Origin of the sequence: Massilia violaceinigra, assembly GCF_002752675.1 — a bacterium.
GTDB classification, from domain to species: Bacteria; Pseudomonadota; Gammaproteobacteria; order Burkholderiales; family Burkholderiaceae_D; genus Telluria_A; species Telluria_A violaceinigra.
Genome location: NZ_CP024608.1, coordinates 3,326,366 through 3,346,470, shown reverse-complemented (window position 1 = coordinate 3,346,470; position 20,105 = coordinate 3,326,366). Strand labels below are relative to the sequence as shown.

Below are 20,105 nucleotides of genomic sequence, written 5' to 3'. Positions count from 1 at the left end.
TCCAAGGTGAGCCTCTCCATCACGCTGCTGAAGTCTTCCCTGCTGGCCTTGTGCATGGCAATCGCCGCCGGGGCCGCGCATGCGCGCATCAAGGTGATCGTCGCCACCGACTCGTGGGGAAAGCTCATGTACCTGGACAGCAAGAAGGTGCCCAGGGGCGACCTGGCCGATTTCGTCAACAGGATGAACACGGTGCAGAACAAGTTTCATTTCGAACTGGTCATCTACCCGCGCCTGCGCCTCGACCGCATCTTCCTCGACAAGCAGGCCGACGTGTATCCCCTGCGCACCATCGCGTGGACCAGGCCGGAACACGGCTTGCTGCCGACCAAGACCATCTTCACCAGCGGCGATATCTATTTCGCGCGCAGCGCCAACCGCTTCGGCGGGCACCAGGTGTTCGACGAGTTGACGACAAAAACCGTGGCCGGGGTGCGCGGCTACCATTACCAGCTGTTCAACAACAACCCTGACGAAACGTATATCAGGAAAAACTTCAACGCCTATCTCATCGACTCCAACGAAGGCGTCATCCGCTTCGTGCTGGCCGATCGCGCCGATGTCGGCATCGTGCCCGAAGTCGTCATGGCGCATTACCTGAAAGACCCCAAGGTGCGCGAGCAAGTGATCGTGGCCGATTACTACGACTCGCAGGTCGAACTGTCCCACCTGGTCAGGAAAGATGGCCCCATTTCCGTGGAACAAATGAACGCCATCGTCGACCTGTTGATCGCGTCGGGCGATGTGAAAAAACTCAAGGCCAAACTGCGCATTCAGACGTACAGTTCGCCTAAAAAGTAAAGTGCCGTGTAGTGAAATCGGCCAGCAATGCGCCGGTGTCCTCGCCCACCAGCGGCCGGCTGAACAGATAGCCCTGCATCACGTCGCAGCCCAGGTCGCGCAGGTAGCGCGCCTGTCCGGCCTCTTCGACGCCCTCGGCGATCACTTCCAGTCCCAGGCTCTGCCCGAGCGCGATCACGGCCCGCACGATGGCCGCGTTGCCGCTGTTGTTCATCATGTCGCGCACGAAGGACATGTCGATCTTGAGCTTGTGGACCTTGAGCTGCTGCAGATAGGCAAGCGACGAGTAGCCGGTGCCGAAATCGTCGATCGACAGGCGCACCCCGAGTGCGCGCAAGTCGGCCAGCGACTGGAACGATAGCTCGCGCTCGAGCATCACGAAGCTTTCGGTGATTTCGAGTTCCAGCTGTTCCGGGGCGATGCCGGCGGCGTCGAGCGCGCGCTTGACCGAATCGAGCAAGCGCCCGCTGCTGAGCTGCACCGCCGAGATATTCACCGCTGTGTGGCGCGGCGCCAGGCCGGCGTCGCTCCAGCGCCGGATCTGGTGGCACGCCGTTTTCAAGACCCAGTCGCCCAGGTCGACGATCAGGCCGCACTCCTCGGCCAGCGGGATAAACGCGGCCGGCGCCACATTGCCGCGCACCGGATGGGTCCAGCGGATCAGCGCTTCCAAGCCGATCAGTTCGCCGCTGCGCAGGTCCACCTGGGGCTGGTAGTGCAGCGAAAACTCGCGCCGTTCGAGCGCGCCGCGCAAGTCCGCCTCCAGTCCCAGCCTGTCCCTGGCGCGGCTGCTCATCTCCGGCGAGAAAAAGCGCAAGGCGCCGGGTCCCTTGGCCTTGGCCTGATGCAGGGCCGCGGCCGCGCTGCTTTGCAAGGTCCCCACATCGCCGCCGTCGGCCGGATACAGCGCGATGCCGACGCTGGCGCCGACATACGCGCTGGTACCGTCCAGCTGGTATGGCAGGGACAGGGCATCGATGATGCGCTGCGCGACCAGGTCGACGCCGGGCGCGTTCGCCTCGTGCTCGAGGACGATATTGAATTCGTCGCCGCCCACGCGCGCGATCGCGTCCACCCCGGGCAACAGCGCGCGCAGGCGCATGGCCACCTCGGTCAGCAAGCGGTCGCCGGCACTGTGTCCGAGACTTTCATTGATCGTCATGAAGTTGTCGAGGTTGATGAACAGCAGCGCAAACACCGATTGCGCATGCCTGGCCTGCTTCACGGCGTGCACCAGCAATTCGGCGAACAAGGCGCGGTTGGACAAGCCGGTCAGGGGGTCGCGGTGGGTGACGAAATCGAGCTGTTGTTCGGCCTGCCGCCTTTGGGTGATATTCGCATACGAACCGCGCCAGCCGCGCGGCGTGCCCTCGGCGTCGAGCACCCGCTTGGCCACATGCTCGACCCAGCGCTCGCTGCCGTCCAGGGCGCGGATGCGGCAGACGAACGGTGCGATCTCGTCCATGCCGCAGGCCGACCCGAACTCGGCCCAGCCCGCAAGATCGGCCGGATCGATGATCTTTTCCATCAAGGCCGGGTCGGCAAAGAAGTCGGCCGGCGCATAGCCCGACACCGCGCTGCAGGCGGGCGAGACGTACAGGTAGCTGCCATCCGGCCCCAGCCAGTATTCCCAGTTCGGCGAGTAGTCGGCCAGGATGCGGTATTTCTCCTCGCTCTTCTGGAGCAGGGCGGTACGCTGGGCGACCACGCGTTCGAGGTGGCGCCGCAGGCGGCTCAGCTCAAGGTGGGTGCGCACCCGCGCACGCACTTCCTCGATGTCGAACGGTTTGGTGATGTAGTCGGCCGCGCCCAGCTCGAAGCCCTTGAGCTTGTCGTGGGCCCGGTCGGCCACCGTGACGAAAATGACCGGAATGCGGCTGTGCTCGGGCAGCGACTTGATGTGCTGGCATACCTCGAGGCCGCCCATGCCGGGCATCATAATGTCCAGCAAAATCAGGTCGGGCGGCGCCGTGCCCTGCACCAGGTCGAGCGCCTTGGCGCCCGAACCGGCGATCATGATGCGGTAATCGTCGCGCAATGCTTCGAGCAGCCCGTGCAGGTTCTGGGGCACGTCGTCGACCAGCAGCAGGGTCGGCGCGCTGGCCGGGTCGGCGCTGAGCTCGCTGTCGAACAGGCCGGCGTCCTCGCGATAGCGTTGCAAGGTCAGCTGGGTACTCACGCGCAGCAGCAGCAATTCCGGATCGACCGGCTTGGTGATGTAGTCGGCCACGCCCAGTTCCAGCCCGCCGGCGACGTCGGCCGCGTCGTCCAGGGCGGTGACGAAGATGACGGGAATATGGGTCGTGGCCGGGTCCGATTTCAGGCGCGACAGGACGGTGTAGCCATCCATGCCCGGCATTTTGATGTCGAGCAAAATCAATTCCGGCTGCGGGCTGCGGCGTGCCAGCTCGAGCGCCTTTTCGCCCGAGGTGGCGGCCGTCATCGTGTGGGTCGCGCTCAGGATATTCATCAGGAGATGCAGATTTTCGTGCACGTCGTCGACGATCAGAATACGCGGGCGGTGTCGGCTGAATCGGTTCATGGATGGGTTCCGGGTTGCGCCTGTCGGAGGGCGCCGTCGCTGTACGGCGGCGGCATGGAATGGTCGTGGCTGGCCTGGCTCAGCCGCAGGCGCAGGGCCTGGGCCAGTTCCACCGCCTGTTCGATCGCAAAGGCGTCGGCACAGCTGGCGATCTCGGCAATCGCGGCGGCGGCGCTGGTGCCGACCGTGCTCGCGCGCAATTGCGCCAGCAAGGATTCGGCCCGCCCCAGATCGTAGTCGAGCGCGCTTGCCAGCTGGTCGAGCAAGGCCATCAGGGAGGCATGCGGCAAGGCCGGCAAGGCGGATGCGGCGGCGTCCGCGTCCGCGTCCGCGTTCGCGCTCGCATTCGCGGCGGCCATGCCGTCGATGTCGGCGAGCAGCGCGGCAAGCAAGCCCTGCATCGATTCCAGGTCGGCCGCGGCGGGCGGCTCGCCGTTCTTGAGTTTGCCGCTGATCGCGCCCAGCCGGGAAAACAAGGCGGTGGCGCCCAGATTGCCGGTCACGCCGAGCAGGCTGTGGCAGTAAGCGTCGGCGGGTTCATGATCGGGTAGCGCCAGCAAGGCCTTCAGTTGCGCGGCGGCGTCGCCGTAGTTGTCGCGAAAGCGCAGCAATTGCCGGCGGTAGGCATCGGCCTTGCCACCGATCCGGCGCACGCCTTCGCGCACATCAAGGCTGGTGAGCGCGAGCAGATCGGGAGGAAAGCGCAGCGGTGCCCGTTCCGGCGCCGGCGGGCCCACCACGACGCGCTGCGGTGCCAGCCGGACCCAATGCGCCAGGGTGGCCATCAGGCGCTCGGGCGCGATCGGCTTGGTCACATGGTCGTTCATGCCGGCGGCGCGGCTCTGCACCACATCGTGGGCCATCGCCAGGGCGGTCATGGCGATGATGGGCAGCGTGCCGAAGCGCTCGCCATCGGCCGTGGCGGCCATGGCGCGGATCTGGCGCGCCGCTTCGAATCCATCCATCACGGGCATCTGGATATCCATCAGCACGCCGTCGTAACTCCCTGCGCGCACCATCTCGACGGCTTGCCGGCCATTGACCGCCTCGTCCACCAGGATGCCCTCGCTGCGCAGCAGTTCGCTGGCGAATTCGCGGTTGATGTCATTGTCCTCGGCCAGCAACAGGCGCGCGCCCGACAAGCCCGAGGCGCGCAGGCGCACGGGCGGGCGGCGCAGCTCGTCATTGTCCAGAATGCGTTTGCGGCCCAGCACCGAGAGCACGGAATCGAGCAAGGTCGACGGCGAGACGGGCTTGATCAGAAAACCATCCACGCCGGCTTGCTGCGCCAGCCGGAACACATCTTCGCGGCCATAGGCGGTGACCATGACCACCTTGGGCACGTAGGCGATGCGGCTGTCGGCGCGCAGATGGCGCGTCACTTCGTCGCCGTTCATGCCGGGCATGCGCCAATCCATCAGCACCAGATCGAACGGCTGATCGTTGGAGGCGGCCAGCGCGGCCAGTGCCTGCACCCCGTTGGCGGCCACCGCCACGTCGAGCTGCAGGAAGCGCAGCATGTCGGCCATGATGTCGCGCGCGGATTCGCTGTCGTCGACCACCAGCACCCGGATTCCCTTGAGCAAGGGGCCGACCGGATCGAGCAGCGCCGCCGGCACCGGCGCACCGGGGGCGGCGCGCGCCAGGGTGAGCTCGAAGCACAAGGTGCTGCCCTCGCCCGGCGCCGAGTGCGCAATCCAGATGCGCCCGCCCATCAGTTCGACCAGTTCCTTGCTGATGGCCAAGCCCAGTCCGGTGCCGCCGAAACGCCGCGTGGTACTCTGGTCGGCCTGGGTGAACTTGGCGAACAGTGCGCGCTGCACCTGCGGCGACATGCCGATGCCGGTGTCGCGCACCGCCAGCTCGATGGTGATGTCGCTGTCGGTGCTGGCGACCGCGCGAAAGCTCAGTTCGACCTCTCCCTGCTCGGTAAACTTGATCGCGTTGCCGCACAGGTTCAGCAGGATCTGGCCGAGACGCAAGGGGTCGCCGACCAGCTCGGCCGGCATGGCCGGGTCGTAACGGATCAGGAATTCCACCCCCTTCTGCTCGGCCTGGTATGCGACCGCGTCGGTCAGTTGGCGCAGGACGCCGTCGAGGGTAAACGGGATGTTTTCAATGTCGAGCTTGCCAGCCTCGATCTTGGCGAAGTCGAGGATGTCGTTAATGATGCCCAGCAGCGACAGCGCGGCGCTTTGCGCCTTGCCCAGGTAATTCTGGAGCGCCGGCGCGGGGTCGGTTTTCAGGGCCAGGTACAGCATGCCCAGCACCGCGTTCATGGGGGTACGGATTTCATGGCTCATATTGGCCAGGAATTGCCCCTTTGCCAGGTTGGCTGCCTCGGCGGCATCCTTGGCCTGCTGCAATTGGCAGGTGCGTTCGGCCACGCTGTGTTCCAGGTTCTGGTTGATCTCCTTCAGTTGTTGCATCGAATCGTAGAGCTGCGCATGGCTGTAGTTCAGCGCGCCGACCAGCTGCCCCAGTTCGTCCTGGTAGGGGTAGGAGATGTCCCCGGCCCGGCTCTCGCCCGGCGCGGCCCGCCATTGCGCGACCCCGCGCGCCACCTCGGTCACGCTGCGCGACAGGCGATAGCTGATGGTCCAGGAAACGATAAGCCACAAGAAAGTGCTGCCGAGCACAGAATTGAGCAGCACGACAAAGAAGCTCGGCTTGAGGCGATCCCACAACACGTCGCCGTTGGCATACAGTTCGAGGTAGCCGATCAAGCGCTGCTTGTTGTCGCGTTCGACGTAGCGCAAGGGCATTTTGTCGTGCTGGTACTGGTGCGATGCCGGGGCCGTCGGACTGGCGCGCAAGGCGGGACGGTCGCCGTCGCCGACCAGCTCTGCGCCGTCCGCATTAGTGATCCGCACGCCGGTGACGATCGCGTTCTGGCGCACGCCGCGCACCACGGCCGTCAGGCGGGCGGTATCGAGCTCCCACAGCGCTTGCGCGGCGCCCGGTTCGACGGTGCGTCCAAGAGAGGCCAGATCGCTGCCGATGGCACGGCTGACCGCCACGTACTGGATCCCCAGCTGCAGCAGCGTCATGCTCACCGATAGCAACAGGTACCACGGCAGCATGGTGTAGAGAAGACGGCTGGCAAGCGTTTGCGTGCTGAACATCGACCCTCCGGTCAAGGGAAATCCAAGCTCCGGCATGCGCAGGCGGCCGCAATGTCCTTGCGGTGGCGCAGTGTCTTGCCCGGCGCTACATGGTAGCGCCCAGACATTCATTCTAGTCGGATGGGATGCCTGTATGCAAGCGCCGGTTGCCGCTGTGTATTTGAACAAAAGGTTGCGCCGATCCGACAGTGTCAACCACCCGCCATCGCCCTGACGGCCGGCCATGCCGTGTGCATATCGCGCCGATGAACAATTCCGAAATGACAATAAAATGGCTGGAATTGCCATGTTTGCAGTGACAATCAGGTGGGTACAAGAAAGACGTTGCCTTAAAACAACGTCCTGAGGAAAGATTGCAGTTCGAGAAACGTTAGCTGGATGTGTATCTTGCGGTATAGGATAATTGCCGTCCGGAATTATTCACTTCTCAACTGTCAGGAAAACATCATGTTCCCCAATGTCCGCATCGGATCCCGCCTTGCGATCGGTTTCGCCATCGTGCTGGTTTTGTCCATCCTGTCCACGGGCTACGCCATGATGGCGGCGAGCGAGAACGCGCGCGCCACGGAACGCATGATGGCGCAGCCGCTGACCAAGGAACGCATGATCTCGGACTGGTACGTGATGACTTATTCGGCCGTCACCCGCACCTCGCTGATCGCCCGCAGTGCCGACGACACGCTCTCGACCACGTTCGCGGTAGCCATTGCGGACAGCGTCAAACGCAGCACGGAGCTGATCAGGCAGATCGAGCCGCTGCTCACCAGCGACGAAGAAAAGGCGACGATGCAGGCCATCCTGGCCCAGCGCGCCACTTACCAGGCGGCCAAGGAAAAAGTCATGGCCGCCAAAAAGGCCGGCGACGGCGCCAGCACCGACCTGGCCTTCAACGGCACCTTTCTTCCCGCCGCCAGCGCGTACCAGAACGGCATTCAGGCCATGCTGGGCATGCAGCGCAAGACCATCGACGACACCGCCGTCGCCATCGAAAAATCCAACCGCCGCACCATCAGCCTGCTCCTGCTGCTCGGCACCCTGGCGGTGCTGACCGGCGCCGTGTGCGCCTTCCTGATCACGCGCTCGATCACCGGCCCGCTCAAGGCCGCCGTGGCGGTGGCCGGCACCGTGGCCGGCGGCGACCTGACCACCGAGTTCGGTCACGCTGCGCGCGATGAAATCGGTGACCTGATGCGCGCCCTGCAGGCGATGAACGATTCGCTCACGCGCGTGGTTTCGGAAGTCCAGAGCGGCACCAATGCGATTGCCATCGGCTCGACCGAAATCGCCGCCGGCAACCTGGACCTGTCGGCCCGCACCGAGCAGCAAGCCAGCTCGCTCGAAGAAACCGCCGCCTCGATGGAAGAACTGACGTCCACCGTGCGCCAGAACGCCGACAACGCGCACCAGGCCAACCAGCTCGCGCTGGCCGCGTCGCAGGTGGCGCGCAAGGGCGGCGCGATCGTCAGCCAGGTGGTCGAAACGATGGGATCGATCGAAGCGTCGTCGCGCAAGATTGTCGACATCATCGGCGTGATCGACGGCATCGCGTTTCAGACCAATATCCTGGCGCTCAATGCCGCCGTGGAGGCGGCGCGCGCCGGCGAACAGGGACGCGGATTTGCCGTTGTCGCTTCCGAAGTGCGCACGCTGGCCCAGCGCTCGGCCGGCGCCGCCAAGGAAATCAAGGGCTTGATCGGCGACTCGGTGGCCCAGGTCAGCAACGGCACGCGCCTGGTGCAGGAAGCCGGCACCACGATTGGCGAAGTGGTCGACAGCGTGGCGCGCGTGACCGACATCATGTCCGAGATCACCGCCGCCAGTAACGAGCAGCGCGTGGGCATCGACCAGGTCAACGAAGCGATTGCGCAGATGGACCAGGTCACGCAGCAGAATGCGGCGCTGGTGGAAGAAGCGGCAGCGGCGGCCGGCAGCCTGGAAGAACAGGCGGCGCGGCTGGCGGATGTGGCGGGCGGGTTCAAGCTGGCGGCGACGTCGAAAGGCCGGCCGCAGAGAGTTGCGGGCAAAATGCCGCTGAAACTGGCGGCCTGACCCGACGTCGTTTCTCGCACTGCCAGAAACGACACCCTGTCAACTCAAAAACCGTCGTTCCCGTCAGCCACCGTCGTTCCCGTTACCACCGTCGTTCCCGCGCAGGCGGGAACCCAAGTTTGTTCTGTAGTCGCAGGCAGCTCTACGAACTTGGGTTCCCGCCTGCGCGGGAACGACGGTGGCGGCTGGCAGGAACGACGGCTCCCTACGCCGACAAAAACATCTCCTGCAAATCATTCAAAAAGCGCTGTCCCAACTCCGTCGGCCGGATGATCTTGTGATCGCGGTAAATCAAGCCCTTGGCCTCGGCCGCATTGAGCGTCTGCTCGATCGCATTGATCCCCATGCCGGTGCGTTCGCCGAACAGGTTCGGTGAAAACCCTTCGGTCAGGCGCAAGGTATTGAGCATGAACTCGAACCCCATATCCGCGCGCCCGATCTCGCGTTCTTCCTGCACCGGATTACCGGCCCGCGCCGCCTCGATAAACGCCTTGGGCTGCTTGTAGCGCGCCTGGCGCAGCACCCGGTGCGGGAACGAGATCTTCGAGTGCGCGCCCGCGCCAATGCCGAGATAATCGCCGAACTCCCAGTAATTCACATTGTGCTTCGCGCGCCGCCCCGGCTGCGCGTACGCCGACACTTCGTAATGCCCGTATCCCGCCGCCGCCGTCTCCAGCGCGATCATGTCCTGCATGTCGGCGCTGGCATCGTCATCCGGCAGCGCCGGCGGATACTTGGCGAACAGCGTGTTCGGCTCCATCGTCAGGTGGTACAGCGACAGGTGCGGCGGCGCGAACGACAGCGCCGTTTCCAGGTCGTGCCGTGCTTCTTCCAGGGTCTGCGACGGCAAGGCATACATCAGATCGAGATTGAAGTTGTCGAAGTTCGCATGCGCGATCTCGACCGCCCGGCGCGCCTCGTTGTCGTCATGGATCCGCCCCAGCGCCTTGAGGTGCTTGCCGCTGAAGCTCTGAATCCCGATCGACAGGCGGTTGATGCCGCTGGCGCGGAACGACTTGAATTTTTCGGCCTCAAACGTGCCCGGATTGGCTTCCATCGTCACTTCCGCATCCACATCCAGCGGCAGCAGGGTGCGCACATCCGACATCAGGCGGTCCAGGCCCTTGGCCGACATCAGGCTCGGCGTACCGCCGCCGATAAAGATGGTGTAGATCTTGCGGCCCCAGATCAGCGGCAGCGACTGCTCCAGATCGAGCCGCAGCGCATCCAGGTATTCCTCTTCCGGCAGCTCGCCGCGTGCCTCGTGCGAATTGAAGTCGCAGTACGGGCACTTCTTCACGCACCACGGATAGTGGATGTACAGCGACAGCGGCGGCAGCGCGGCCAGGTTCAAGGCGCCCGGCTGCAGGTACTGCAGGGCGCTGGCGGCCGGCGAGCGGGGCTCGGTCTTGACGGCGCTGCCGGCGACTTTGATCGGAATCATTTCAGCTTCTCTACCAGCGCGCGCAGGGCCTGGCCGCGGTGCGACAGCGCGTTTTTCTCCGCTGGCGACAACTCGGCGGTGCACTTGCCCAGCGAAGGAATCCAGAAATGCGGATCGTAGCCAAAACCGCCCGTGCCGCGCGCCTCGGCGACGATCTCGCCGTTCCAGCGGCCGTCGGCAATGACCGGCTGCGGGTCGTCCGCGTGGCGCACGAACACCAGCACGCAGTAGTAGTACGCCGATTTGTCGGCGTGTCCGGCCAGGTCGGCGATCAATTTTTCGTTGTTGCGCGCGTCCGATTTCGGTTCGCCCGCAAACCGCGCCGACCATACGCCGGGCGCGCCGCCCAGGGCATTGACGCAGACGCCCGAATCGTCCGCCAGCGCCGGCAAACCGGTCAGGCGCGACGCGTGGCGCGCCTTTTCGAGCGCGTTTTCGACAAACGTGGCGAACGGCTCGTCGGCTTCGGGCACGTCGAATTCGCCCTGTGCGTGCAGGGTAAAGCCTACGGGTGCGAGGATTTCGCCAAACTCCTTGAGTTTGCCGGCGTTGTTGGAAGCGAGGATAAGGCGTTGGGTCATAAGAGTCTGGTCTGGCGGGTGATGGATGCCATCGGCATCCGCAAGTGCGTATTTTAGCGCCATTGGCCGCCCGCCTGGCGGGGGCGCCGCTTTTGCGGGATTTTGCGGGGCAAACACTGTACTATATCGGCATCCTGAATTGACGACGATTATCCGATGCCGACAGCAGCGCCATGCGACGCGCTAAGCGACGCCCAAACCGACCATGACGCAAGCATGCGCGCCGGAGGCTGCCTTGCTTGAGATCGACAAGGTTGAAGTGAGCTATGGCTCCGACCCTTCGGGGCTGGTGTGGGGCTATCTGTTCGGCGTCAGCCCGGAAGCGCTGGCCATCGATTCGGCCGCGGCGCTGGCCTGGATGCGCGACCACGCGGCCAACAATCCATCGCAGTTCATCTGGCTGCACTTCAACCTGTCCAACGCGGCCAGCGAAAAGTGGCTGACCACGCACGCCAACCTGGCCGATGAATTCTACGAGACGCTGCACACCGGCTCGCGTTCGACCCGCATCGAACTGGCCGAAGACACCCTGATCGCGGTGGTCAACGATGTGCTGCACAATTTTTCGTTCGAGGAGTCGGACATTTCGACCCTGTGGGTCAGCGTGGCGCGCAACGTCGTCGTCAGCGCGCGCAGGAAGCCCTTGCAGTCGATCGAACGCGTGCGCCAGGCGGTACGCCAGGGCGAGCCGGTACGCTCCTCGGTCGAACTGCTGATCCACCTGCTGCGCGACCAGGCCGACGTGCTGGTGAAAATCGTGCGCGACGCCGTCGAACGGGTCGACGACATCGAAGACAAGCTGCTGGCCGACCGCCCTACCGCCAAGCGCGAAGATCTGGGCGCCATGCGGCGCGTGCTGGTGCGCCTGCAACGCCTGCTGGCGCCCGAGCCGGCCGCCCTGTTCCGGCTCCTGCAACGCCCGCCCTCGTGGATGGCCGACCTGGACACCCAGGAGCTGCGCGAAGCGACCGAGGAATTCTCGGTCGTGCTGAGCGATATGTCGTCGCTGCAGGAACGCATCAAGCTGCTGCAGGAAGAAATCGCCGCGCGCGTGAGCGAAGAGACGGGCCGCAGCCTGTTCATCCTGACCATCGTGACTGTGCTGGCGCTGCCGATCAACATCATCGCCGGCATGCTGGGCATGAACGTGGGCGGCATTCCGCTGGCGCACCACCCGGCCGGCTTCTGGATCATTGCCGGGATCATCGCCACGTTCACGGTGGTGGCGGGCTGGCTGGTCACGCGTGCGGCGCGGCGCCTGCGTTAGCCACTATGATGGTGTTCTAGTTAATACACGGAGGACGCCATGAGCAAACACGAAGCGGCCAGCGCCACCCTGATTGCGGACGCGCTGCACGCGAAGCTGGAAGACCATTTTACCTATCGCGGCATGTGTGACGCCTCGGCCGCCGCCGCGCTCGGGGAAGACCTGTTCGTGGTCGCCAACGACGAACGCAACCAGCTGAAAATCTACCAGCGCGGCGTGGCCGATGCGGTGGACGTGGTCGACCTGTCTGACTTTTTGGGCACCAAGAAGAACAAGGAATCGGACCTGGAAGGCGCTGCCACCATCGGTGAGCGGATTTACTGGATTACCTCGCACGGCCGCAACAAGAAGGGCGAGGTGCAGGAGCGCCGCTTCCGGTTCTTTGCGACCGAGGCGGGCAAGGCGAATGGCAAGGGAAAAGCGCGCCTGGAACCGGTCGGCAAGGCCTACAGCGGCCTGCTGGACGATATGATCGAGTCCGAACAGCTGAAAAAATATCCGATTGCGCAGGCGTCCGGGAAGACGCCGGAAGCCGATGGCGCTTTCAACATCGAAGGGCTGGCGGCCACGCCGGAAGGGACCTTGCTGATCGGGTTGCGCAATCCCGCTCCGGAAGGCAAGGCGCTGGTGGTGCATTTGCTGAACCCGGAGAAGGTGATCGAGGGCGAGCGGGCCGAGTTTGGCGAGGCGTTCGAGCTCGATCTGGGCGGCCTGGCGATCCGCAGCATGGAGCTGGTGGGGCTGGCGTACATGATCGTGGCGGGGCCGCCGGCCGATCATGGGGAGTTTGCGCTGTATCGCTGGTCAGGCAAGAAGGACGATGCGCCGGAACAGCTGGTGCATGAGGATTTTGACGATGTGCGGCCGGAGGCGCTGTTTGCCATTCCCGGGACGCGCAAGGTGCAGATCCTCAGTGATGACGGCGGGCCGCACGTGAAGGGGATGGCGGAGGAGGAGCAGACGTTTCGGAGTATTACGGTAGTGTTGTAAGTACTCGCAAACTTGAAACCGTCGTTCCCGCGGAGGCGGGAACCCAAGTTAGTTGAGCCGCCTGTATCTGCGGTACAAACTTGGGTTCCCGCCTGCGCGGGAACGACGGAGCAAAGGGTAACGGAGGGGCGGTTAAATCCCCAGCGCTTTTTTCTGCAACGCGATAATATCCGCAATCCCCGCCTGCGCCAGATCCAGCAAACGGTTCATCCCGGCCCGGTCGAACGCCGCGCCTTCCGCCGTGCCCTGCACTTCGATAAAGTGCCCGGCTTCGGTCATCACCACATTCATATCCGTGTCGCAGCCGGAATCCTCGACGTAATCGAGGTCCAGCACCGGCATGCCCTTGTACACGCCGACCGAAATCGCCGCCACAAAACTCTTCACCGGCACCGCAGGAATCGCACCGCTGGCCACCAGTTTGCTGAACGCGTCATACGCGGCCACCATTGCACCCGTGATCGAGGCGGTACGCGTGCCGCCGTCGGCCTGGATCACGTCGCAATCGAGGTTCAGGGTACGCTCGCCGAACGCCTCCAGGTCGAACGCCGCGCGCAGCGAGCGCCCGATCAGGCGCTGGATTTCCTGCGTGCGCCCGCTTTGCTTGCCGCGCGCCGCTTCGCGGTCCATGCGCGTATGCGTCGAACGCGGCAGCATGCCGTATTCGGCCGTCAGCCAGCCCTGCCCTTTGCCCTTCAAAAAGCCCGGCACCTTCTCTTCGATGCTGGCCGTGCAAATCACCTTGGTGTCGCCGCACTCGATCAGTACCGATCCTTCGGCATGCTTGGTGTACTGGCGCGTCAATACGATGTCGCGCAGCTGGTCGACGGCGCGGCCGCTCGGACGTGATTCAAATGTCATACAAACCTTATTTCAAAACTTGGGATGATTTTTCGATGGCGTCGCGGATCTCGGCGATCGCTTTTTCGATCTCGTCGTCGTTGAAGGCGTCGATTTCGAGCGGCTGCTCCGGCTCCGGGGCGCTCAGGATCGTGGTGCTGACCAGGTTCTCGGGCAGCATCATGGTCGAAATCACCGCGGCGCTGCCGTCCGTGTTCACGCCCGCCGTTTCCACTTCCGGCGAACCTTGCCACATGATCGCCAGCGCGGTCGTGTTGTCGCAGGTCTCGCCGCCGATGGTGATGGCGGTGCTGATCATGTCGGGAATGGCGCGCACGATGGTCTGGGTCGAAAGGCGATGGACGATTTCCTCGTCCGGCAGCATCGACCACAAGCCGTCGGAACACAGCATGACCACGTCGCCGGTCAGCAGGCTGACCTGGCGCGACACTTCGATCTTCGGCAGCGAACTGGCGCCGATGCAGTTATATAGCTTGTTGCGGTCCGGGTGAGTCGCGCGCTCGGCCGGATCGGCCAGGCCCTGGGCGATCAGGTGCTCGATGTGCGAGTGGTCGCGCGTGCGTCCCAGGATCTGCCCGCGGCGCAGCCAGTACAGGCGCGAGTCGCCGCAGTGGGCCCAGATCGCCGTGTTGTGCTGGATCAGGCAGGCCACCACCGTGGTGCGCGGCGTGTCGGGCATGTTGTTTGCGATGCGGTAGCGGTGAATCTCGTCGTGCGCTTCGAGGAACGCCTCTTCGAGGAAGCGTTCGGGCTTCCTGACGTACGGCGTGGCGTGCTGCTGGAACATGCTCGACATGGTTTGCAGCGTGATGGCCGCGGCCATTTCACCACGCAGGTGGCCGCCCATGCCGTCGGCCAGGACCAGCAGCAGCGCGTCGCGCGTGAAGCTGTATCCCATCCGGTCCTGGTTGACCTTGCGGCCGCCGAGCTGGCTTTCCTGATAAACGGAAAATTGCATAGATATCTTTCTGGATCAGGTGTTTTTATCGTTGACTTTTTTGCGGCCGAGACTACCCAGGCGGTCGACCAGCCCGCGGACCTGGCCGCCGAGCTTCTCCAGGCCGCGCGGCGCTTCCGGCTTCTTGGGCGGCGGCAGCGCCAGTTCCTTTTGCAGCGCGAACAGGCTTTGCGGCCGCGCCAGCGGGTCCATGTCGAGGCAGTTCTTGACCATGTTGATCAAGGCCGGCGAAAAACTGCCTTCCAGCTTGGCGTAGTAGCCCGGCATCTTGTCTTCGGTCTTGCGCTGGTCGGCCGGCTGCGGCGGCGCTCCCGCCATGCAGGCGAAGATGGTGGCGCCGATGCTGTAAATATCCGACCATGGTCCCAGCGCCGCCGTTTTCGAGTACAAATCGGGCGGGGCGAAGCCCGGCGTGTACATCGGCGTGAGCTTCGGGATATCGGCGTTGATGGTCTGGCGCGCGGCGCCGAAGTCGAGCAAAATCGGCGAGCCGTCAGTGCGCAGGTAGATATTGGCCGGTTTCAGGTCCAGGTGCAGCAGCTTGTTGGCGTGCACTTCGCGCAGGCCGCCGCACACGCCCAGGAAAATCTGGCGGATGAAGGCTTCCGACAAGCGGCTGCCCTTGCTGCCGAGCCGGGCGATGTGTTCCTGCAGCGAGTGGCCCGATTCATACCCCATCACCATGTACACGGTATCGTTGGCGCGGAAGAAGTTCAGCACCCGCACCACGTTCGGGTGGGAGATCAGCGCAAGCGCCCTTCCCTCCTCGAAAAAGCACTTCAGGCCGATGCGAAATACCGGTAGATTGGGAGGTGAAATCACCGGAACGAGCTCGCCAGGTTGCCGCAAAGCGAGGGAGCTCGGCAGGTACTCTTTAATGGCGACCGCGTTCCCCTCGGCGTCATAAGCGAGATATACAATACTGAACCCACCGGACGCAATTTTCTTTACAATGCGATATCCGGCAATTTCAAGACCATCGGGCAGGGGAGCGTTATTTTGTGCAGCCATCTGTGTGTTCCTTGCTTAACACGGCGATTGTGTGGATAAATCACGGCTTTGTAAAGAAAAGATAAAAATACCGGGGACTCCATTGAGCATTTCTAGCATGACAGGTTACGCGGTGGCCACCAGCGAAGGCGCGGCGGGCACCCTTACAATTGAAATCAAGAGCGTTAATTCGCGCTTTCTGGATCTGCAGTTCCGCATCAACGATGAGTTGCGCGCGCTCGAACCGGACTTGCGCGCCGCGATCATGGCCGCCATCACGCGCGGCAAGGTCGAGGCACGCCTGAGTTTCGGGCGCAAGGTCGCCGGCGGTTCGCAAGCACTCAATGCGTCCCTGCTGGCCGATCTGGCGCGCTTGCAGACCGAAGTGACCAAGCATTTCGTGTCGGCGCCGCTGATGACGGTGGCCGAGCTGCTGCGTTGGCCCGGCGTGATCGAGGAAGCCCAGGTCGGCCAGGAGTCGCTGCAGGCCGACGTGGCCGCGCTCACGGCCACCACCGTGGCGGCGTTTGTCGACAGCCGCCGGCGCGAAGGCGCGGCCCTGGAGGCGATGCTGATTTCACGCATCGATGCGATGGACGTGATTGTCAAGCGCATCACGCCGCTCATTCCGCAGGTGATCGCGCAATTCCAGCAAAAGGCGGTCGAGCGGATGCAGGATGCATTGGGGCTGGCCGGGCACGGCACGCCGTCGACCCTGACGCGCCAGGAAGCGTTCGAGCGGATTCGCCAGGAAGTGACCTTGTACGGAATTCGGATCGATGTGTCGGAAGAGCTCTCGCGCCTGTCCGCGCACTTGACCGAGACGCGGCATATCCTCAAAAAAGGTGGCCAGGTCGGCAAGCGGCTCGATTTCATGATGCAGGAGTTGAACCGCGAAGCCAATACGCTGGGCGCCAAGGCGTCGGTGAAGGAACTGGCCGATGCGTCGATGGAACTGAAGCTGTTGATCGAACAGATGCGGGAGCAGGTGCAGAATCTGGAGTAGCGCTACCCTCATTTCGCCCCTTAGCTCGTCGTTCCCGCGCAGGCGGGAACCCAAGTTCGTTCGCACGCGTATCAGCGCCAGCACCGAGCTTGGGTTCCCGCCTTCGCGGGAACGACGTTTTGGGGGCGGCGCAACGAACACGCGCAGCCTGTATTTTTATCGTTTTTAACCGCAATAACGCACCAACCCGTACCCGAGAAAGACACCCATGCCCTCTCCAATCAATGGTTTTTCAGGCAGCCTGTTCGTCGTCGCCGCGCCTTCCGGCGCAGGCAAGTCAACCCTGGTCAACGCCCTGCTGGCGCAGGAACCGGGCATCAAGCTGTCGATCTCGACCACCACGCGCCCTCCCCGCCCTGGCGAACAGGATGGCCGCGAGTACCACTTCACCACCGCCGACGACTTCGTCGAGCGCGCCGGCCGCGAGGAATTCCTCGAATGGGCGGAAGTGCACGGTAATTACTACGGCACCTCGCGCCTGATGGTCGAAAAGGAAATGAAAACCGGCACTGACATCCTGCTCGAGATCGACTGGCAGGGCGCGCGCCAGGTGCGCAAGCAGTTTCCCGACGCCGCCGGCATCTTCATTTTGCCGCCCTCGATCGCCGCCCTCGAAGAGCGCCTGTACAAGCGCGGCCAGGATGAACCGAACGTGATCACGCGCCGTCTGCTGGCCGCCGGGGGCGAGATCGCTCACGCTCCGGAGTTCGAGTATGTTATTATCAATGAAGAGTTCAACGTCGCCTTGTCAGAGATGAGCGCGATTGTCAGAGCGACACGCAGCCGTTTTGCACAACAAGCTGCGCGTAACGCCTCGCTATTTGCCCAACTGGGTATCCATGCGCAACAATCGTGACACGGCACACACCGTCATATTGAGGAAATTACATGGCCCGCATTACCATTGAAGATTGCTTGAAGCACATCCCTAACCGCTTTCAGCTGACCCTGGCCGCGACCTATCGCGCGCGTCAGTTGTTGCAAGGCCACACTCCTAAGGTCGAAGCCAAGGACAAGCCAACCGTCGTCGCCCTGCGTGAAATCGCAGCCGGCAAGGTCGGTATCGAGATGCTGAAAAAGGTTCCGATGTAAGTGTGTTTCGTGCCCGAACGGTGTCAACAAGCCATCCTGATTTTCTTTTTTCACATTTCGGCTGATTGACTTTGCGTATGAATCTGACTCCTCCGGATACGACACTTTCAGGCACACCCAAGACCCGGTCTTCGCGCGCCGCCACCAAGGCGCAAGAAGCCGCGGTCCCTGCTACTCCCGCCCCGGGCGTGGCATCGGTCTCCCAGCTGTCGGCCAAGCTGACCGATTACCTCACTGCCTCCGAACTGAAAAAGGTCAAGGAAGCGTATCGTTTTTCCGACGAGATGCACCTTGGACAAGTCCGCAAGTCGGGCGAACCGTATATTTCCCATCCCATCGCCGTCGCCGAAATCTGCGCCGACTGGAAGCTCGACGCCCAGGCCATCATGGCCGCGCTGCTGCACGATGTAATGGAAGACCAGGACGTCAAGAAGGATGAGCTGATCGAGCGCTTCGGCGCCCCCGTCGCCAGCCTCGTCGACGGCCTGTCGAAGCTCGAAAAAATCGAATTCCAGACCCTGATCGAAGCGCAGGCGGAAAACTTCCGCAAGATGCTGCTGGCCATGGCGTCGGACGTGCGCGTCATTCTCATCAAGCTGGCCGACCGTCTGCACAATATGCGCACGCTCGAGCACATGACGCCGGCCAAGAAACGCCGCATCGCTTCCGAAACCATGGAAGTGTACGTGCCGATCGCGCACCGCCTGGGCCTGAACAATATTTACCGGGAACTGCAAGACCTGGCGTTTTCGCACCTGTATCCGGTGCGCTACCGCACCCTGTCCAAGGCCGTCAAGGCGGCGCGCGGCAACAGGCGCGAAGTGGTCAAGAAGATCCTCGAATCGGTCAAGAACACCCTCGCCATCGCCGAGCTGCCGGCCGAAGTCTACGGGCGCGAAAAAACCCTGTACGGCATCTATAAAAAGATGCGCAGCAAGCATCTGTCGTTCTCGCAGGTGCTCGATGTGTACGGTTTCCGAGTGGTGGTCGACAGCTTCGCCAATTGCTACGTGGCGCTGGGCACCCTGCACGGCCTGTACAAGCCGATGCCGGGCAAGTTCAAGGATTACATCGCGATCCGCAAGCTCAACGGCTACCAGTCGCTGCACACGACCTTGATCGGCCCGTACGGCACGCCGGTCGAGTTCCAGATCCGCACCCAGGAAATGCACCGCACCGCCGAATCCGGCGTGGCCGCGCACTGGCTGTACAAGAATGGCGAGTCGAACCTGTCGGACCTGCAGCAAAAGACCCACGCCTGGCTGCAGTCGCTGCTCGACATCCAGCAGCAGACCGGTGACTCGGCCGAGTTCCTGGAGCACGTCAAGGTCGACCTGTTCCCCGACTCGGTGTACGTGTTCACGCCGAAATCGAAGATCATCGCCCTGCCGCGCGGCGCCACGGCGCTCGATTTTGCGTACACGATTCACACCGGCATCGGCGACCATACGGTGTCGGTCAAGATCAACAACGAAGCGGCGTCGCTGCGCACCGAGTTGCGCAATGGTGACATTGTCGAGATCGTCACCAATCCCGATTCACGGCCGAGCCCGACGTGGCTGGCGTTCGTACGCACCGGCAAGGCGCGTTCGGCGATCCGCCATCATCTGCGCACCATCAACCTGAACGAGTCGGTCGAACTGGGCCGCGAGTTGCTGGCGCAGGCATTGACGGCACTCAATATCCAGCCCGATCTGCCGGAGCCGACGGTCGAGAAGCTGCTCAATGAATCGTCGGCCAAGTCGATGGATGAGCTGTATGCGGACATCGGCATCGGCAAGCGCATGGCGGCACTGGTGGCGCGGCATATTTTCGGCCTGGTCGATGACGATCTGGTGAGTTTGCCGGCCAATCCGAATGCGACGCCGGGCGAACTCGATCCGGTCACGATTTATGGCAGCGAAGGCGTGTCGGTGCAGCTGGCGCCGTGCTGTTTGCCGATTCCGGGCGACCAGATCATCGGACAGCTGCGGCGCGATCAGGGATTGATCGTGCACACCAGCGATTGCGCCGGCGCCAAGCGGCTGCGCGGCAAGGAACCGGACCGCTGGATCGCCGTGCAGTGGGGCGGAGAATTGAATCGCCGCTTCGACTGCCGGATCAGGCTGCTGATTAATAATGAAAAAGGCATTCTGGCGCGCGTGGCCGCCGAGATTGGCGAATCGGATGCGAACATTTCGTATGTGGGAATGGACGAGGATGAAGAACACGTCATGACGCAGTTGCGGTTTACGATTCAGATCAAGGACCGCGTGCATCTGGCGCATCTGATCAGGAATCTGCGGCGCGTGATGGGCGTGACCAGGGTGGAACGCGAGCGGAATTAATTTTCTCCGCTAACCTTTTCGCTATCCCCCAAACCGTCATTCCCGCGCCAAGGCGGCACTCGGCGGGAATCC

15 protein-coding genes are annotated in these 20,105 nt (G+C 63.3%); 8 read left to right on the top strand and 7 right to left on the bottom strand.

Translation table 11 applies throughout. The features are described from left to right. The first annotated feature begins 6 nt into the window (after positions 1–6). Positions 7–801 (top strand): substrate-binding periplasmic protein, encoded by a 795-nt coding sequence (locus CR152_RS15115; protein ID WP_157778497.1) that lies wholly within the window; start codon positions 7–9, stop codon positions 799–801. Here the strand turns inward: CR152_RS15115 and CR152_RS15110 are convergent. Next, on the bottom strand, positions 791–3,343 hold the full coding sequence (locus CR152_RS15110; RefSeq protein WP_099875679.1) for a GGDEF/EAL domain-containing response regulator: 2,553 nt from the start codon (positions 3,341–3,343) through the stop codon (positions 791–793). The two genes, CR152_RS15115 and CR152_RS15110, sit on opposite strands and share 11 nt — an antisense overlap. Continuing rightward, the gene (locus CR152_RS15105) at positions 3,340–6,468 is read right to left on the bottom strand and encodes a response regulator (RefSeq protein ID WP_099875677.1); all 3,129 of its coding nucleotides are present in this window, start codon (positions 6,466–6,468) and stop codon (positions 3,340–3,342) included. The genes CR152_RS15110 and CR152_RS15105 overlap by 4 nt, the downstream gene beginning before the upstream one ends. Positions 6,469–6,915: 447 nt before the next feature. Here CR152_RS15105 and CR152_RS15100 point away from each other — a divergent pair, with 447 nt between their 5' ends. Continuing rightward, on the top strand, positions 6,916–8,517 hold the full coding sequence (locus CR152_RS15100) for a methyl-accepting chemotaxis protein (RefSeq protein WP_099875675.1): 1,602 nt from the start codon (positions 6,916–6,918) through the stop codon (positions 8,515–8,517). A 205-nt stretch (positions 8,518–8,722) separates the two neighbouring features. Here CR152_RS15100 and hemW read toward each other — a convergent pair whose 3' ends face one another. Together hemW and rdgB are read right to left on the bottom strand one after the other, a co-directional pair. After that, a complete protein-coding gene (hemW, locus tag CR152_RS15095) occupies positions 8,723–9,961 on the bottom strand; it encodes a radical SAM family heme chaperone HemW (protein WP_099875673.1) in 1,239 nt (412 codons plus the stop codon). Continuing rightward, a complete protein-coding gene (gene rdgB, locus CR152_RS15090; RefSeq protein ID WP_099875671.1) occupies positions 9,958–10,542 on the bottom strand; it encodes an RdgB/HAM1 family non-canonical purine NTP pyrophosphatase in 585 nt (194 codons plus the stop codon). Before rdgB ends, hemW begins: the two co-directional genes overlap by 4 nt. A gap of 205 nt (positions 10,543–10,747) precedes the next feature. Here rdgB and CR152_RS15085 point away from each other — a divergent pair, with 205 nt between their 5' ends. Both CR152_RS15085 and CR152_RS15080 read left to right on the top strand, forming a co-directional pair. Then, complete coding sequence (locus CR152_RS15085) at positions 10,748–11,809, top strand: transporter (RefSeq protein ID WP_099875669.1); 1,062 nt, start codon at positions 10,748–10,750, stop codon at positions 11,807–11,809. Between the two features lie 39 nt (positions 11,810–11,848). Continuing rightward, positions 11,849–12,799, top strand: coding sequence for a DUF3616 domain-containing protein (locus CR152_RS15080; protein WP_099875668.1), 951 nt, complete (start codon positions 11,849–11,851; stop codon positions 12,797–12,799). Between the two features lie 132 nt (positions 12,800–12,931). Here CR152_RS15080 and rph read toward each other — a convergent pair whose 3' ends face one another. Genes rph through CR152_RS15065 form a run of 3 tightly spaced genes read right to left on the bottom strand, consistent with a single transcriptional unit; the run spans position 12,932 to position 15,629 of the window. Further along, positions 12,932–13,660: a ribonuclease PH gene (gene rph / locus CR152_RS15075; protein WP_099875666.1), complete on the bottom strand. Its 729-nt coding sequence runs from the start codon at positions 13,658–13,660 to the stop codon at positions 12,932–12,934. 7 nt (positions 13,661–13,667) lie between these two features. Beyond that, on the bottom strand, positions 13,668–14,618 hold the full coding sequence (locus CR152_RS15070) for a PP2C family protein-serine/threonine phosphatase (protein ID WP_054264091.1): 951 nt from the start codon (positions 14,616–14,618) through the stop codon (positions 13,668–13,670). Positions 14,619–14,633: 15 nt separating this feature from the next. Then, positions 14,634–15,629 carry a serine/threonine protein kinase gene (locus CR152_RS15065; protein WP_099875664.1) on the bottom strand — a complete coding sequence of 332 codons (996 nt, stop codon included), beginning with the start codon at positions 15,627–15,629 and terminating at the stop codon, positions 14,634–14,636. A gap of 97 nt (positions 15,630–15,726) precedes the next feature. Between CR152_RS15065 and CR152_RS15060 the strand changes: the two genes are divergently transcribed. The 4 genes from CR152_RS15060 (at position 15,727) to CR152_RS15045 (ending at position 20,033) form a co-directional block, all read left to right on the top strand. Beyond that, positions 15,727–16,614 (top strand): YicC/YloC family endoribonuclease, encoded by an 888-nt coding sequence (locus tag CR152_RS15060; protein WP_099875662.1) that lies wholly within the window; start codon positions 15,727–15,729, stop codon positions 16,612–16,614. 208 nt (positions 16,615–16,822) lie between these two features. Next, complete coding sequence (gene gmk / locus CR152_RS15055) at positions 16,823–17,470, top strand: guanylate kinase (protein WP_099875661.1); 648 nt, start codon at positions 16,823–16,825, stop codon at positions 17,468–17,470. 32 nt (positions 17,471–17,502) lie between these two features. Next, positions 17,503–17,706 (top strand): DNA-directed RNA polymerase subunit omega, encoded by a 204-nt coding sequence (rpoZ, locus tag CR152_RS15050; protein WP_054264095.1) that lies wholly within the window; start codon positions 17,503–17,505, stop codon positions 17,704–17,706. Between the two features lie 77 nt (positions 17,707–17,783). Next, positions 17,784–20,033, top strand: a complete 2,250-nt coding sequence (locus CR152_RS15045; protein ID WP_099875660.1) for a RelA/SpoT family protein — start codon at positions 17,784–17,786, stop codon at positions 20,031–20,033. Positions 20,034–20,105 lie beyond the last annotated feature (72 nt).